Origin of the sequence: uncultured Fibrobacter sp., from assembly GCF_900316465.1 — a bacterium.
Taxonomy (GTDB): Bacteria; Fibrobacterota; Fibrobacteria; order Fibrobacterales; family Fibrobacteraceae; genus Fibrobacter.
The window spans coordinates 19,001-33,729 of the sequence record NZ_ONDD01000020.1; the positions used below are offsets into that span (position 1 = coordinate 19,001).

Consider the following 14,729-nt stretch of genomic DNA (forward strand, 5'->3'; position numbering starts at 1 on the left):
TTCGGAATGGGGTTACACGCCAAGGGCTTCGATTGCCGCCTGGTACTTCTTGAGGCGGAACTTGGTCTTGAGTTCACGGCGTTCCTGACGCTTGATGTACTTGTCTTCCAAAAGCACGTTCAAAATGGCGCTCTTGGCCTTGGCCATCAGCGGGTCGTTCTTGAGGGTGCCCATGAACTTCACGAATTCCTTTTCGCGGGCTTCGTAGTTAGCTTCTTCGGCGGGGACGCCTTCGGCCATCAGCTTGCAGCTGTATTCGTCGATCCAGCCCTGGTTCTTGTGGTAAGTCATCTTCTGGATCTTTTCGACCATGTCGGCCGGAACGCCCATGGCGATCACTTCTTCAGGGGTTTTCTTGGTCGTATCGGTAATCAAGTCCTGCAAAATGGCGAGTGTCTGAACCTCTTCGGATTCACCCTTGTTTTTGAGGTAATCTGCGACATTCTGCAGAAAATCAATGTAGGGGCCGCCGGCCTTGTCCATCTGGTTCTTGTGGACGTCGGCTGCAATTTTGTAGGCTTCAGCGTAAGAAAGCATAATGATCCTTTTTAAAAACTTTGGGGTGCTACACCGGCACCATAGTCTCAATATATATAAACAAATCTTGTAAAAGTGTCACGTTTTTGTCAAATATCCAAAAAGTGAGCTTTTTTTGTTGTTTTTTGAGCTAGGTGCCGGAATAAAGCTCTTATTTGTTGTTCGCACGAATCAGGTTGAGGGCGGAACCTGCCTTGAACCATGCCCACTGCTGTTCGTTGTAGGTGTGGCTCAGGGCGATGTTGTCCACCGAGCCGTCCTTGTGGTGGGCGACGAGCGTGAACTCGGAACCCGGAGCGAACTTGGTGAGGCCCACGATGTCGAACACGTCCTGTTCCTGGATCTTGTCGTAGTCGGCAGCGTTCTTGAAGGTGAGGGCGAGCATGCCCTGCTTCTTGAGGTTCGTTTCGTGGATGCGGGCGAAGCTCTTCACGATCACGGCCTTCACGCCGAGGAAGCGCGGTTCCATGGCGGCGTGTTCGCGGCTAGAACCTTCACCATAGTTTTCGTCACCGATGACGATGGAGCCCGTGCCCTTGGCCTTGTAAATCTTGGCAAGTTCCGGAACTTCCTTGTATTCACCGCACTGGCAGAGAACCTTGTTGGTTTCGCCGTTGAAGGCGTTCACGGCGCCGATGAGCATGTTGTTCGAAATGTTTTCGAGGTGACCGCGGTAGTTGAGCCACGGACCGGCCATGGAGATGTGGTCGGTAGTGCACTTGCCCTTGGCCTTGATGAGGATCGGGGCGCCTGCGATGTCCTTGCCGTCCCAAGCCGCGAACGGGGCGAGGGCCTGGAGGCGCTTGCTTTCGGGGTTGATGGAAACGGTAATCTTGGAACCGTCTTCGGCGGGAGCCTGATAGCCGGCATCCTTGACTTCGAAGCCCTTCGGCGGGAGTTCGCACTGTTCCGGCGGGTCGAGCTTGACGGCCTTGCCTTCGTTGTTCACGAGGGTGTCGGTCATCGGGTTGAAGCGGATGTCGCCAGAGAGGGCGGCGATCACGGCCATGAGCGGGCTTGCCACAAAGGCGTGCGTGTTCGGGTTGCCGTCGGCGCGCTTGGCGAAGTTGCGGTTAAAGCTGTGGACGATGGTGTTGAGTTCCTTCTTGTCGGCACCGGCACGGTCCCAGCGGCCAATGCAAGGACCGCAGGCGTTCGTCATAATCGTTGCACCGAACTGCTTGAACAAGTCGATGAGGCCGTCGCGCTCGGCGGTGTAGCGCACCTGTTCGGAGCCCGGGTTGATGAGAAGCGGGCACTTCGGGCTGAGACCCTTCGCGAGGGCCTGCTTGATCATGTTTGCTGCCATGAACAAATCTTCGTAGCTGGAGTTCGTGCAGCTACCGATGAGGGCTGCACTTACGACCGGAGTAGATTCCGGCTTGGTTTCGGTGGCCTTGAGGCTTTCTGCCATGTCGGTCACGGCGTAGGCGCGGTCCGGGCTGAACGGGCCGTTGAAGTGCGGCACGAGCGTGCTCAGGTCGATTTCCACGACGCGGTCAAAATACTTTTCCGGATTTGCTTCGACTTCGGGATCGGCCTTGAGGTGTTCTGCAATCTTGTCGGCAGCGGCGGCCACGTCGGCACGGCCAGTCACCTTGAGGTAGCGGCTCATGGAATCGTCGTAGCTGAAGGTGGAGCAGGTAGCGCCCACTTCGGCACCCATGTTGGCAATCGTTGCCTTGCCGGTAGCGGAGAGGCTGCGTGCGCCTTCGCCGAAGTATTCGATAATGGCGTTGGTGCCACCCTTAACAGTGAGGATGCCAGCGAGCTTGAGGATGATGTCCTTGGCGGTAGCGAAGCCCTGGAGCTTGCCGGTGAGCTTCACGCCGATCATCTTCGGGTACTTGAGTTCCCACGGGAGGCCTACCATGGCGTCCACGGCGTCTGCACCGCCCACGCCAATCGCGAGCATGCCGAGGCCGCCTGCGTTCACGGTGTGGGAATCGGTACCGATCATCATTCCGCCCGGGAAGGCGTAGTTTTCGAGCACCACCTGGTGGATGATGCCTGCACCCGGGAGCCAGCAGTCAATGCCGTACTTGGCAGAGACGGACTGCAAGAAGTCGTACACTTCCTTACTTTCTTCCTTAGCGCGCGGGAGGTCCTTTTCAACACCTTCACGAGCGATAATCAAGTGGTCGCAGTGCACGGAGCTGGGTACTGCCACGCGGGACTTGCCGGCGGTGGTGAACTGGAGGAGTGCCATCTGGGCGGTTGCGTCCTGCATGGCAACGCGGTCGGGGTGGAATTCGGCAAAATCCTTGCCACGTTCGTAGGTCCTGTTCTCGGCGCCATCGATCAGATGGCTGTAGATAATCTTTTCGGCGAGGGTGAGCGGACGGCCCAGCTGCTTGCGTGCAGCTTCAACGCGGGCAGGAATGCGGGCGTAGACGCCCTGGATCATGTCGAAATTGAAAAGCATAGTCTCTTGGGGGTTTAGGTTGAATTATCGGGCGTAAAGATAGAAAAATTAGACAGGATTTAGTCTTTTACGCAACGCAGACTGCGACCTCGAACGAGCAGAGTCCCTTCATCGACTCCGTATCCGTCCTTGCCAGTGGTTGCAACGATGTGGTAAGCTAATGCACGATTGTTAGCGCATTCGCTACAATATTTGGCGGTAGATGTCCAAACGTATGCGCGCTTCCCGTTGGGGAAAAGTTCCGAACCGTAGGTGTTACTGACTGGGAGGAGTGCAAATCCCAATTCGTTTGTCGCAATGTCTTCGTTTCCGTCAGAGTCGTATTGCCATCCGCAAGTGGATCTCAGTTTTACGATTCCTTCCCTGCAATCTGGGAAACTTGTCTTGGTTTCGTCATCGCATTCCGCGCCAACGGCCTTGCCCAAAGTCATCCATTCAGAAATCGTGGGAACATGCCAACCGCTAGGACAAATTCCCTGCTGGGGATTTTCCCATTTTCCGAAAAGGGTGTCCTTAATTAAACCAGCTTCCATCATTTCGTCGGTATTGAAATTCATGACGCCCATGAAATTATAGAGCTGCCCGTACAGGGCGCAACTGTCTGCATCCGCATCGCACCAATGGTTGCCTGCCAGGTTGGGCGTTTTTTCTTCGTCGGCGTAAGCCAGGTTTTCCGCCATCCAGGTCTGTTCTCCGATTTTAACGGTGGCGTAGAACTGACCGTCGCGTTCGTCCTCCAGGCAGTGGTATTCAACGTCCGGGTTCAAGAATTTCCAACTGGGCTTCGACTTCCCTTCGCAGCCGATAACCGTGGGGGCTTTGTCGTAAAGGTGGCAGGAAATCTGCACCGCTGAAGACGAAATTGCAATTGAGGATGAAGACTTAGGCGGTTCCGAGGAAGAACTGCTTTTCTCGGTTCCTGCAGGGCAGGGCTTGATTATTTCGGGATACCAGGTTCCGTCTTTACAGGTGACAAGTATCTTGTCGTCTTCCGTCAGCAGGACGTAACCTTCTTTATCGCAGTTGTTGCCTTTATATGACTGATACTCTTCCCAGGAGGAAATGACTTCGTTGTAGCGGACTCTCGTGATGCATTCCTCCATCGTGGGAATGGTGCTGGAGCTGCTGAGGTCCGTTGAAGAGGAGCTTTTTTCATTGCCTGTCGCGGAACTTTTACCTTGTTCCGAGCCGGCTTTGTCAGATACAGAGCTCGAAGATTCCTTTAGGTTGGATTCTTTTGCACTGCTGGAAGATTCGGAAGGTTCTTGTGCAGGCGATGTGCTGGATTCGTCATCTCCACAGGCGATAAATGCGAAGAATGTAAAACAAATGAATAATTTTTTGATCATTTTTTCCTCCTTTCTTTTATAACAAAAGATAGAAATTTATCGGGTCACAATTCTGTGTCCTATATTATTCCATAGGTTATCGACGAGACCTCCGCCCAGGCGAAGTTTTTGCGGTAACGTTGGTGTACGGTCGGCTGCCTCCACCTTCACGTTTTCGCTATCGGTGTCGCGGCCCAAGCCAAGGAATAAACACATGGTCAGGTAGTAGGTGTTGCGGAAAAGCCAGAATAGTACGGCGAGAATGCCGATTGCTCGAAAAACGGAGAAACTTACATTTTTCGTACGATTAAAGATAATAAAAGCCCATTTTTACCCTTAACAAAGGGGGTAAATTTTCCTAAATTTGGCCGCGTTCCTAAGATTGGAGAACCCCCATGTCCAATATTCACGCCAAAGATTCCGTCAAGAATTTTCTTGCTGGCGTCAAGACAACTGTTACCCCTGAACTCCTCCGCACGGTACGCAGGGGCTACACCAAGAAAAACCTGGTGAGCGACCTGATGTCGGGCCTTATCGTGGGCATTTTGGCCCTGCCGCTTGCCATTGCTTTCGCAATCGCTTCGGGCGTGGGTCCGGAACAGGGCCTTTACACGGCAATCATCGCTGGCTTTACCATTTCGCTGTTGGGCGGTTCCCGATTCCAGATTGGCGGCCCGACGGGCGCCTTCATTGTGATTGTTTACGGCATCGTGAGCCAGTACGGTTACGATGGCCTTGCCTCGGCAACGCTTTTGGCCGGTATCTTGCTGATTATCTTTGGCTTGGCCAAGTTTGGCGCAATTATCAAGTTTATTCCGTATCCGGTTACCGTGGGCTTTACCGCCGGTATCGCTATTATTATTGCTCTTGGCCAGGTGCCGAACTTTTTTGGGCTCCGTTTCCTTTCCAAAGACCCGGCCGATGCCGTGGGTAAAATCAAGCTTTACGCCTCTTCGCTTGATACTGTTAATATTTATGCTGTGATTGTGGGGCTTGTGGCTTTGGCCGTTTGCATTCTGTGGCCGAAGATTACGACGAAAGTTCCGGGCTCCCTGATTGCCATTATCGTGGCGACTGTTATGGTGAAGGTCCTCGGTTGGGATGATCCGATTACGGGCCACGGCGTGGTGACCATTGGCATGAAAAACCACATTCCGAGCGGATTCCCGGTGCCGCACCTGCCGAACATTAGCCTCGAAATGATGCAGAAGGTGTTCCAGCCGGCTTTGACGATTGCCATTTTGGGTGCTATTGAATCCCTTTTGAGCGCTGTGGTGGCTGACGGTATGACCTCGACCAAGCACCGTTCGAATACCGAACTTTTCGGTCAGGGCGTTGCCAACGTGCTGTCTCCGATGTTTGGCGGTATTCCGGCTACGGGTGCCATTGCCCGTACGGCAACCAATATCCGTAATGGTGCCGTGAGCCCGATTTCTGGCTTGGTACACGCGGTTGTTTTGCTCCTCATTATGCTCGTGCTCGGTAAGTATGCCGAAATGATCCCGATGGCAGCGCTTGCCGCTGTGCTTTTCCAGGTGGCATTCAACATGTGCGGTTACCGCAGCTTTATCAAGATGTTCAAGGCTCCCAAGAGCGACATTGCGGTGATGCTCGTGGCCTTCTTCCTGACCGTGATTATCGACCTGACGGTCGCTATCGAAGTCGGCGTGCTGCTTGCTGCAGTGCTCTTCATCAAGCGCATGAGCGATGTTTCTGAAATGGAAACGGTGACCGAAGCTCTCAAGGAAGATGACGAAGAAGCCGCCCACAACGACCTCAGCCGTCAGGTGCCGAAGGGTGTGGTGGTTTACGAACTGGCCGGTTCTTTGTTCTTTGGTGCGGTGGACAAGTTCAAGGATACCATGGCTCGCATTTCGGACAAGCCGAAGATCCTTATCCTGCGCATGCGTAGCGTGTCTAGCATCGATGCCGCCGGTATCCAGATGATCGAAGACTTGCTCAACCGTTGCAACCGCGAAGGCACTCAGCTGTTGCTCTCGGGCGTGCATGCCCAGCCGGTGGTGGCCTTGACTCGCGCCGGTGTGCTCAAACAGCTCGGCGAAGAAAACGCCCTTGGTAATATCGATGCAGCCCTCAACCGTGCCCGCGAACTCCTGGGCCTCCCGATTGTGGATACCTCGCACGAAATGCCGCAGGCACCTACCGTTTCTTGGGAAAAGAGCCTCGACAAGCCGTGGATGCCGGAAGAATCCAACGCTGCAATTGCCGAAGAAACGCCGGAAGTTATCGCCGAAAAGATGATGGACGAACCGGTCGTAAAAATCGAAGAAAAAACAAAGTAATCTTTGTAAGGTTTTCTTAAGTTTGTGAGCAACAAGCGCCTCGTATTAACGAGGCGTTTTGACGCCTTAGGCGTCCGCGGCTTTGGCTCAGTAATAAAATTAAACAAGTTTAATTTTGCTGCGTTCGCCTTGCGCGCTTTTGCGAGAGTGAGGTGATATCACATTCTTGTATATGATATAGAGCCGAACGGTCTGAGTGTGACGGGAATCGCAGTGTGATTTCCGTCTCTTTAATTTTAGTTATGTTATATCTAAATTTGGGGCATGGTTAAGAGACATGCTATGACGAGTTCTGAAAGGACGCACATCTTTTGGCACTTCATCGTGAACTATCTGCTTGCCTTCTGGGCGGTTGGATTAATCCTGATCAATATCTGCTAGCATCAAACAATCCTAGATTATTTTTCTATCTTTGGCGCCATGTTTAAAATAGGCGTCATGGCTTCCGGCGGCGGAAGCAACTTTAAAGCAATCATTGACCGCATTGGCGAGGGCGACCTCGAAGCCCAATGCAAGTTCCTGATTACCAACAACGGTGGTTGCGGGGCTGTTTCTCATGCGGAATCTTATGGGATTCCCGTTTTCCATATTTCGGGCAAGACGCACCCCGATACGGCTGCCTATGAAGCCGCTCTTCTAGAAGTCATTGATCGCTACGACATTGATTTGCTGATTCTGGCGGGCTATATGAAAGCCTTGCCGGTAAGCCTCATTAAAAGGCTCCCGGACCGCATTCTGAACATTCACCCCTCGCTTTTGCCCAAGTACGGTGGCAAGGGCTTTTTCGGAATTCATGTGCACGAGGCGGTGATTGCCGCGCACGATACGGAATCGGGCCCAACGGTTCACCTGGTTAGCGAAGAAATCGACCAGGGTCGAATCTTGGCGCAGACCCGCGTGCCTGTTGAAGCTGCTGACACGCCGGAAACGCTCGCTGCTCGCGTGCTGGTGCAGGAACACGCCCTCTACTGGAAGACGATTAAGGATTACGCCGCTCAATTAGGCTTGTAACCCATGAAATTCAAGGTTCCGGCATTTCTCGAAGGCATTGAAGCCCCTGTCGATGGCGAAATCGCCATGCGCAAGTTCGCCGCGCAAGCGGGGGTGAACGCGATCGTGGTCGGTATCGACGAAGTCGGTCGTGGCCCGCTAGCAGGCCCGGTGGTGGCGTGTGCAGCCGTCCTGAAGGCGCCCGATGCGCTCCTGACGCTCAACGATTCCAAAAAACTCACTCGCCCCAAGCGCGAAGCCATGTACCAGGATGTGCAAGATGCCTGTGCCTGCTTTGCCGTGGCAAGCGCCTCGGTCGAAGAAATTGACCGCATGAACATTCTGGAAGCGGACTTTCTGGCCATGCGCCGCGCCCTGCAGGCCCTGGGCATGCCCGGCTTGCATGAATCCGCCCCTCAAATCCCGGTATTCCAGAAAGGCTCGTTTGCTGATGTTCTCGGCTCGCCGCTCAAGGCCCTGGGCTCGTTGCTCATCGCCGTCGATGGCAACCTCAAAATTCACGGAATTCCCGAAGAAATGCAGATTCCGGTAGTCAAGGGCGATGGCCGCATTGCAAGCATCTCGGCGGCCTCGATTTTGGCAAAAGTCTTCCGTGACCGCTACATGGACGACCTCGAAAAGAAATTTCCCGGCTACGGCTTCGATAAGCATGCCGGTTACGGAACCAAGGCTCACCTTGACGCCATCCGCCGCCAGGGCATGACCCCTGAACATCGTAAAAGCTTTCACCCCAAGAGTTTACAGACAGAGCTGGATCTGTAGGCCGATTTTTGTAAACTTTTGTTTCTTACGATATTGTTGCAAATTTTACCTAAGACCGCGGAATTTTTTCCGTGGTCTTTTGCTATATTGTTGTCAAACAACAAGATACGAGTCTTTTTCCGGCTAACGGGAGGTGATTTTGAACAATTCAGTACCTTTACTCCAAATGCTTACCCAGTCCGATATCGCGACCATCGTGATTTTGGGCATCTTGGCGGTCATGTCGCTTGGTTCGTGGGGCATTATCATTGTAAAGTACATCGTGAATCGCAAGAACCAGCGTGCCAACGTCGTGTTCTTCCGCGAGTTCATTAACGTGCGCCAGTTCGTGGAATTGCAGGGCCTCTGCGAAACCGCCGACGACAGTGCGCTCCGCAGTTTGACCTCCGAAGTGCTCAAGGAAGCCTCCAAGTTCAGTAACTTTGTGAGCTACGACTCCATTCAGCACCGCGCCTCTCTCCTGGAAGACACGATCCAGCGCTCGATCGAAGGCCTGCGCCTTACTGAAGACCGCTACCTCGGCTTCTTGGCCACGTGCTCGAACCTCGCCCCGTTCTTCGGACTTTTGGGTACGGTGTGGGGAATCATGGTCGCCTTCTTCCAGATCGGTCAGCATGGCTCGGCTGACCTTACCGTGGTCGCTCCGGGTATTGCTATGGCTTTGATTACGACAGTTGCAGGCCTTGTGGTCGCAATCCCTGCCTCTGCCGGTTATAACTACTTTACCTCCCGCAACGGACAGAACGAAATTTCGTACTTCAATTTCGGCTCCCAGGTGCTCAGTCTCTTTAAGCGCGGTGACTTGCTCGCCCTTGAAGAAGTGGCTGGCTAGGAGGCTTTGTGAAGCGCAGTCGCGGTAAAGAACTTAAGCAGGAAATGAACCTCACGAACATGATCGATATCGTGTTCGCGATTCTGATTGTGTTCATTATTTCTGCGCCTCTCATGAGCCAGGGTGTCAAGGTGGATCTGCCCAAGGCAGAAGCCCCGACCATGGAACAGGAGAAACTCCTGAAAGTTTCTATCACTAAGAACGAGGAACTCTACATTGCCGACATGATGGTCGACTTTGCAAGTTTCAACAATGTGTTCAAGTCGCTCTGGAACGGCGAGATGGCGGTGGTCATCAATGCCGACGAGTCGGTGAATTATGGCCTTGTGATGAAAGTGGTGACCCAGGTGCAAAAACTCGGGGTGACCAAGCTCGGATTCCTGACGATGAATCCCAAGGAAAAACCGGGGAAGTAGGTGAGCGGAGAAAGAAACATCCAATATTTCTCGTCGCAAGACGATGGAATGACGACGAAGATCATCGTGTGTGCGGTGGTGTTCCACTTGCTCGTTGCTGGTATTTGTGTCGCGTTCCATTTCGTGAACTTTAAGCATGAACCGGAACCGATTCCGGTATTCGAAATGGTGCAGGTGAACCAGCCGGCGGTGCAGCCGCGTCCGAAACCGCCGCGCCCGAAGCCGGTTGAACCGAAACCCGAAGAACCCAAGCCTATTGAACCTAAACCCAAGCCGGAACCGAAGCCGAAGGTCGATCAGCAGTTGCCGCCCGAACCTAAGGTCGAAGAAAAACCGCCCGAACCGGAACCGGTGGAAGAACCGAAGCCGGAACCGGAGCCCGAGCCGGAACCGCAGGATGATTTTGAAGTAGACGATTTGGATTTGCCGACGGCTGTCGAAGCCCCGAGCTTGAACCCGGTCGGGTCTGTGGATATGGACCCGCTGATGCAAGTTTATCTGGAACGTTTAAAACAAATTATCATGAGCAATTTTAATCCGCCCTCGAACTTGAACGTGCGTCGCGACGTGAAGACCACGGTGCAGTTTACGGTGGACCGTTTTGGCGGCATTACGGCAATTACCCTCAAACGCAGTTCCGGTAACAAGACCTGGGATCACTTGTCGGTGCGAGCAGTGCAAATTTCGAAGGTCCCGGAGCTTCCGCCTAATTTTAGAGCCCCTTCGTTGGTGCTTCACTTTAATTTTACACCAAATTAAGGCGGTTGTGGTCTGGGGTAGCGAAAAATTGTATTATATTGAATAAACGAGTGGATTAGAATGGAAAAAATGAGATTTCTTGTAAGCGTTGCGGCCTTTGCACTGGCCATGCTGCCGGTGACATCGCATGCGACCATCGATACGATTGCCGTTGACGTGGGTATTTCAGTCTTTAAGACGATGCCCATTGGCGTTGTTCCCTTTGCAGAAAAGAAGTCCATTGACTGGATCGAAGAAAAGCCGCATTTGATTGTGACTCGCGATGCAAACCTTTCTGGTCGATTCGACGTGATTTCCTCGGACAAGTTTGACTTGCCGAAATTCAGCAAGGCTCATGCTAAGCATTACATTACAGGTAAGGTAACGCCGGTTGGCAAGATGCTGAAGGTGGAATGCTTCTTGTATGCTTCGCAGACCAAGGATGTGATGCTCGGTGAATCCTACACGGTGGAACAGAAGGATATGCGCCGTGCCTTGCACCAGTTCTTTGACCAGGTGATTTACCGCCTGTGGGGCGAACGCGGTGTGGCATCGACCAAGCTTGCCTATGTGTCCAAGATGGATGGCATTAAGCAGGTGGTGGTGTCTGACTACGACGGATTCCATCGCAGTCAGATTACCCGTGACACGACCATTAGCATGATGCCCGTGTGGATGCGTGGCAATGCAGGCCTTTACTATGTGAATTTCAAGACGCACCGTCCGAAGCTCTATTCCAAGACTTTTGGTGGTGTTGAACGCGCCGTGTTCCCGCAGTTGGACCAGACTTATAGCCCGGCGGTGAACCCGAAGACGGGCGAACTCCTGTTCTCTAGCACGGTGGACGGCAAGACGGATTTGTACATCGGTAACCCCGAAACGGGCAAGGCCAAGAAGTTTGCTTACCTGAAGTCGAACCAGACGAGCCCGGCTTGGAGCCCGTATGCTTCTGAAGTGCTCTTTACGAGTGACCGTGGCGGTGGCCCGCAGATTTTTGCCATGGGCAAGGATGGTTCCGATTTGCGCCGCGTGACCTTTATGGGCCGCTACAACGAACGCGCCGCCTGGTCGCCCGAAGGTGACCGTATCGCCTATACTTCTATGGATGCTGGCCACATGAATATTTATACCTGTGCTCTCGACGGTTCTGATATTGTGCAGCTCACGAGCAACGCCGGTAACAACGAACACCCGACTTGGTCGCCCGATGGCAAGTTGATTGCTTTCTCGAGCAACCGTAGCGGTTCGTACCAGATTTACATTATGAGAAAAGACGGCTCCAATGTTACGCGAATCACCAATTCCGGTGAAAACACTTCGCCCACTTGGTCGTTCTTCTATGACGATTTTAAACAACCAAAAAAGGAAGGTAAAAAATGAAGAACTTCGTTAAACTCGCTGTAGTGGCATCTGCCGCAGCCCTCTGCCTTGTCGCTTGCGCCAAGAAGCAGCAGCCCCAGACCGAACCGGAAGCTGCTCCGGCTCCTGCTGCTGTCGCTCCGGCTGCAGAACCCAATGCAGATTCCCTGGCTGCCGAACAGGCTCGCCTCGAAGCTGAACGCCTGGCTGCCGAACGCGCCCGCCTCGAAGCCGAACGCGCTCGTCTCGAAGCCTTGATCAACCAGATCATGAGCGAAGACGTGTACTTTGACTTTGACCGTTCTGAACTCACCGAAAAGGCTAAGGAACTCCTGGCTCAGGTGGGCGAACTCCTGATCAAGGAAGAACGCTTCACGATTACGATCGAAGGCCACACCGATGCTCGCGGTACTGAAGACTACAACTTCACACTCGGTGCAAAGCGTGCCATGAAGGTGAAGGAATTCCTCGTTGCTTACGGCATTGACGCCAAGCGCATGGAATCGGTCAGCTACGGTAAGGAAGCTCCGAAGGTTGAAGGTGCAACCGAAGAAGCCTACTCCCAGAACCGTCGCGCCAACTTCCGCGTGAACATCAAGGAATAAGATTCTTTAAATTTCGTCCTCGTCTTGCCTGTTACTGCAGGCGAGGAATTTTGCGGGTAATTAAAAAGAACTTGTTATATGAAAAACAAAAAATTGAACATCGTATTTCCCTTGCTTATGGTCGCAGCCCTGACGGGTTGTAGCCAGATGACGGTTCTCCGTACACAGGAAATGAAGGCTGTCGGCGCTGAAGTTCAGGCCAACCTCGATTCTGTGGCGGTAAGGCTTCAGGCTCAAAACGATTCTCTGCGTGCAGAGCTGGATGCGGCTGAGCTTGCGCAAAAGCGCATGCAGGCTGAAATCACCATGCTTTCGCGTCGCGTGGCCGATGAGTCTGAACGTAACGATTCTAGGCAAGAAGAAATCATCTACCGCTTGGATATGTTGCTCGGCAAGTCCGACAAGATCTTGGCGAAGAAGGTGGTCGTGAGCGGTGCGCCTGCAGCACCCGTCTCCATGGATAGTCTGGAACGCGAAGCCGAAAAGTTGGTGGAAGCCGAAGCGATGTTCAATACGGCCCGCTCCGATTACCATCGCGGTGAATTCAAGCTGGCTTACAGTGGTTTCAAACAGGTTTATGAACAAATGAAAGAAGGCGAACTCGCTGAGAATTCGCTTTACTGGATGGCACTCTGCCTGATTGATGTGGCCCAGATTGACAAGGCGAAAAAGGTCTTTGCTCGCATGTCGGAAGCCTTCCCCGACGGTCAGAAGACCTGCCCCGCATTGTTCAAGCTTTCGGGCCTTTATGGCGAAGAATGCGACATCAACATGCAGAAGCAGTACCTGCAGAAGATTCTTTCTACCAAGTCTTGCGAAAAGTCTGCCGAATTTGAACAGGCTGCCGAAATGTTGCAGGAAATCTTGGAAAAAGAAGACAAAAAATCTGCCGGTGAACCTGTCGAAAGATGTGTGCCTGTGGTTCGCGAACCGGTCAAACCGACCTCCCGCAAGTCGACGACCGATAACGCTTCTGAACCGACAGCTAGCGCAACGACTGAATTTACGGAAGCCGCGCTGTAATAGTTCAAATAATCTTTCAAAAAAAACTCCGACGATAGCTTCGCCGGAGTTTTTTATAACTGTCTACAGCCTACTGTCTACTGCCTACTACTCTACGGTTCGTCGGCGTCGATGATGACGCGCTTGACTTCGGCGCCGAGCTTAGCCATCTTGGCTTCGAAATCTTCGTAACCGCGGTCGAGGTGGTAAATGCGGCTAATCTTGGTTTCGCCTTCGGCGATTAACGCGGCGAGCACAAGTGCTGCGGAGGCGCGGAGGTCGGAGCCCATCACGTCGGCGCCTTCCAGCGGGAGGCCGCCCTTGATGGTTGCGGTATTGCCGCTGAGCGTAATGTTTGCACCCAGGCGTTCCATTTCGGCCACATGCTTAAAGCGGTCATTGTAGACGGTATCTTGAATCACGCTGTTGCCCGGAACCGAGAGGAGCGTTGCCATGAGCGGCGCCTGCATGTCGGTGGGGTAGCCCGGGAACGGAAGCGTCTGAATTGTAATCGGCTTGAGTTCCACATTGCGGGCATCGACTTCGGCCCAGTCGGGACCGACAGACACCTTGCAATTCATGTCACGGAAGGCATCGAGCGTCGAGGCGATGTGTTCGGGAATAATCTTGGTGACCTTGACGCGGCCACGCGTAATGGCGGCACCACAAAGGTAGGTGCCTGCTTCGATACGGTCGGGAATGGTGACGCCATTACCCGGGCGTAGAGCTTCTACGCCCTGCACCGTAAGGGTGCGCGTGCCGCGACCTTGAATCTTGGCGCCCATGCCGATGAGGTAATCGACGAGGTTATCGATTTCAGGTTCGAGGGCAGCATTCTGCAACACGCTGGTGCCCTTGGCAAGCGTTGCGGCCATCAGCACGTTCACCGTGGCGCCCACGCTAGAAATCGGGAAATGGAATGTACCGCCGGGGAGGCGTCCGTCGCAAGTGGCTTCTACGTAGCCGTGAGTCACGGTAATCTTGGCGCCCAAGGCTTCGAGGCCTTTCAGGTGCAAGTCCACAGGGCGCGGGCCCCAAGCGCAACCGCCCGGGAGAGACACGCGGCAGCGGCCAAAGCGTGCTACCAGAGGACCGAGCACATAGAAGCTTGCGCGCATGGTTTTCACGAGTTCGTAGGGGGCTTCCAGATGGTCGGCACCACGGGTGTCGATTCTTAAGGTGTGGGCTTCGCCACCGATGTGGCAACCAATCACGCGCAGCACATCGGACATGGTCTTCATGTCTTTGAGGTGCGGGACGTTCGTGATTTCGGAGACGCCGTCGGCCAAGAGGGCTGCTGCCATTACGGCAAGGACTGCGTTCTTGGCGCCGGAAATTTCAACTTCGCCGTCGAGCGGATTTTTAACCTGAGGTACAATAAACTGGTACATAGTAAAATTAGACTTAAATT

General features: G+C 53.4%; 13 protein-coding genes. 9 read left to right on the forward strand and 4 right to left on the reverse strand.

What is annotated here, in order from left to right; translation table 11 throughout:
• Positions 1 to 12 precede the first annotated feature (12 nt).
• From QZN53_RS09070 to QZN53_RS09080, 3 genes are all read right to left on the reverse strand, one after another.
• Positions 13 to 537, reverse strand: a complete 525-nt coding sequence (locus QZN53_RS09070; RefSeq protein ID WP_072797055.1) for a hypothetical protein — start codon at positions 535 to 537, stop codon at positions 13 to 15.
• A 151-nt stretch (positions 538 to 688) separates the two neighbouring features.
• Positions 689 to 2,962 carry an aconitate hydratase gene (locus tag QZN53_RS09075; protein WP_163438688.1) on the reverse strand — a complete coding sequence of 758 codons (2,274 nt, stop codon included), beginning with the start codon at positions 2,960 to 2,962 and terminating at the stop codon, positions 689 to 691.
• A 59-nt stretch (positions 2,963 to 3,021) separates the two neighbouring features.
• On the reverse strand, positions 3,022 to 4,311 hold the full coding sequence (locus tag QZN53_RS09080; protein ID WP_163438689.1) for an FISUMP domain-containing protein: 1,290 nt from the start codon (positions 4,309 to 4,311) through the stop codon (positions 3,022 to 3,024).
• 374 nt (positions 4,312 to 4,685) lie between these two features.
• On the opposite strand from QZN53_RS09080, the gene QZN53_RS09085 reads away from it, so the two are divergent.
• From QZN53_RS09085 to QZN53_RS09125, 9 genes are all read left to right on the forward strand, one after another.
• The gene (locus QZN53_RS09085) at positions 4,686 to 6,593 is read left to right on the forward strand and encodes a SulP family inorganic anion transporter (protein ID WP_163438690.1); all 1,908 of its coding nucleotides are present in this window, start codon (positions 4,686 to 4,688) and stop codon (positions 6,591 to 6,593) included.
• Positions 6,594 to 7,013: 420 nt separating this feature from the next.
• Entirely contained in the window at positions 7,014 to 7,604 is a 591-nt protein-coding gene (gene purN / locus QZN53_RS09090; RefSeq protein WP_163438691.1) for a phosphoribosylglycinamide formyltransferase, read from the forward strand.
• A gap of 3 nt (positions 7,605 to 7,607) precedes the next feature.
• Positions 7,608 to 8,366 (forward strand): ribonuclease HII, encoded by a 759-nt coding sequence (locus QZN53_RS09095; RefSeq protein ID WP_163438692.1) that lies wholly within the window; start codon positions 7,608 to 7,610, stop codon positions 8,364 to 8,366.
• Between the two features lie 139 nt (positions 8,367 to 8,505).
• Positions 8,506 to 9,198 carry a MotA/TolQ/ExbB proton channel family protein gene (locus QZN53_RS09100; RefSeq protein WP_163438693.1) on the forward strand — a complete coding sequence of 231 codons (693 nt, stop codon included), beginning with the start codon at positions 8,506 to 8,508 and terminating at the stop codon, positions 9,196 to 9,198.
• Positions 9,199 to 9,206: 8 nt separating this feature from the next.
• Complete coding sequence (locus QZN53_RS09105) at positions 9,207 to 9,614, forward strand: biopolymer transporter ExbD (RefSeq protein ID WP_088627717.1); 408 nt, start codon at positions 9,207 to 9,209, stop codon at positions 9,612 to 9,614.
• The gene (locus tag QZN53_RS09110) at positions 9,615 to 10,373 is read left to right on the forward strand and encodes an energy transducer TonB (protein ID WP_294652655.1); all 759 of its coding nucleotides are present in this window, start codon (positions 9,615 to 9,617) and stop codon (positions 10,371 to 10,373) included.
• 69 nt (positions 10,374 to 10,442) lie between these two features.
• A complete protein-coding gene (locus tag QZN53_RS09115) occupies positions 10,443 to 11,732 on the forward strand; it encodes a translocation protein TolB (protein ID WP_294652657.1) in 1,290 nt (429 codons plus the stop codon).
• On the forward strand, positions 11,729 to 12,316 hold the full coding sequence (locus QZN53_RS09120) for an OmpA family protein (protein WP_088627719.1): 588 nt from the start codon (positions 11,729 to 11,731) through the stop codon (positions 12,314 to 12,316). The genes QZN53_RS09115 and QZN53_RS09120 overlap by 4 nt, the downstream gene beginning before the upstream one ends.
• A 78-nt stretch (positions 12,317 to 12,394) precedes the next feature.
• Complete coding sequence (locus tag QZN53_RS09125) at positions 12,395 to 13,339, forward strand: tetratricopeptide repeat protein (protein WP_163438695.1); 945 nt, start codon at positions 12,395 to 12,397, stop codon at positions 13,337 to 13,339.
• A 92-nt stretch (positions 13,340 to 13,431) separates the two neighbouring features.
• Here QZN53_RS09125 and murA read toward each other — a convergent pair whose 3' ends face one another.
• Entirely contained in the window at positions 13,432 to 14,709 is a 1,278-nt protein-coding gene (gene murA / locus QZN53_RS09130) for a UDP-N-acetylglucosamine 1-carboxyvinyltransferase (protein WP_163438696.1), read from the reverse strand.
• Positions 14,710 to 14,729 lie beyond the last annotated feature (20 nt).

Excerpts from the sequence above, each read along its gene's own strand:
- QZN53_RS09125 (WP_163438695.1), top strand. The coding sequence starts at position 12,395 with ATGAAAAACAAAAAATTGAACATCGTATTTCCCTTGCTTATGGTCGCA.
- QZN53_RS09115 (WP_294652657.1), top strand. The coding sequence starts at position 10,443 with ATGAGATTTCTTGTAAGCGTTGCGGCCTTTGCACTGGCCATGCTGCCG.
- QZN53_RS09095 (WP_163438692.1), top strand. The coding sequence starts at position 7,608 with ATGAAATTCAAGGTTCCGGCATTTCTCGAAGGCATTGAAGCCCCTGTC.
- QZN53_RS09080 (WP_163438689.1), bottom strand. The coding sequence starts at position 4,311 with ATGATCAAAAAATTATTCATTTGTTTTACATTCTTCGCATTTATCGCC.
- QZN53_RS09070 (WP_072797055.1), bottom strand. The coding sequence starts at position 537 with ATGCTTTCTTACGCTGAAGCCTACAAAATTGCAGCCGACGTCCACAAG.
- purN (WP_163438691.1), top strand. The coding sequence starts at position 7,014 with ATGTTTAAAATAGGCGTCATGGCTTCCGGCGGCGGAAGCAACTTTAAA.
- QZN53_RS09075 (WP_163438688.1), bottom strand. The coding sequence starts at position 2,962 with ATGCTTTTCAATTTCGACATGATCCAGGGCGTCTACGCCCGCATTCCT.
- murA (WP_163438696.1), bottom strand. The coding sequence starts at position 14,709 with ATGTACCAGTTTATTGTACCTCAGGTTAAAAATCCGCTCGACGGCGAA.
- QZN53_RS09085 (WP_163438690.1), top strand. The coding sequence starts at position 4,686 with ATGTCCAATATTCACGCCAAAGATTCCGTCAAGAATTTTCTTGCTGGC.
- QZN53_RS09120 (WP_088627719.1), top strand. The coding sequence starts at position 11,729 with ATGAAGAACTTCGTTAAACTCGCTGTAGTGGCATCTGCCGCAGCCCTC.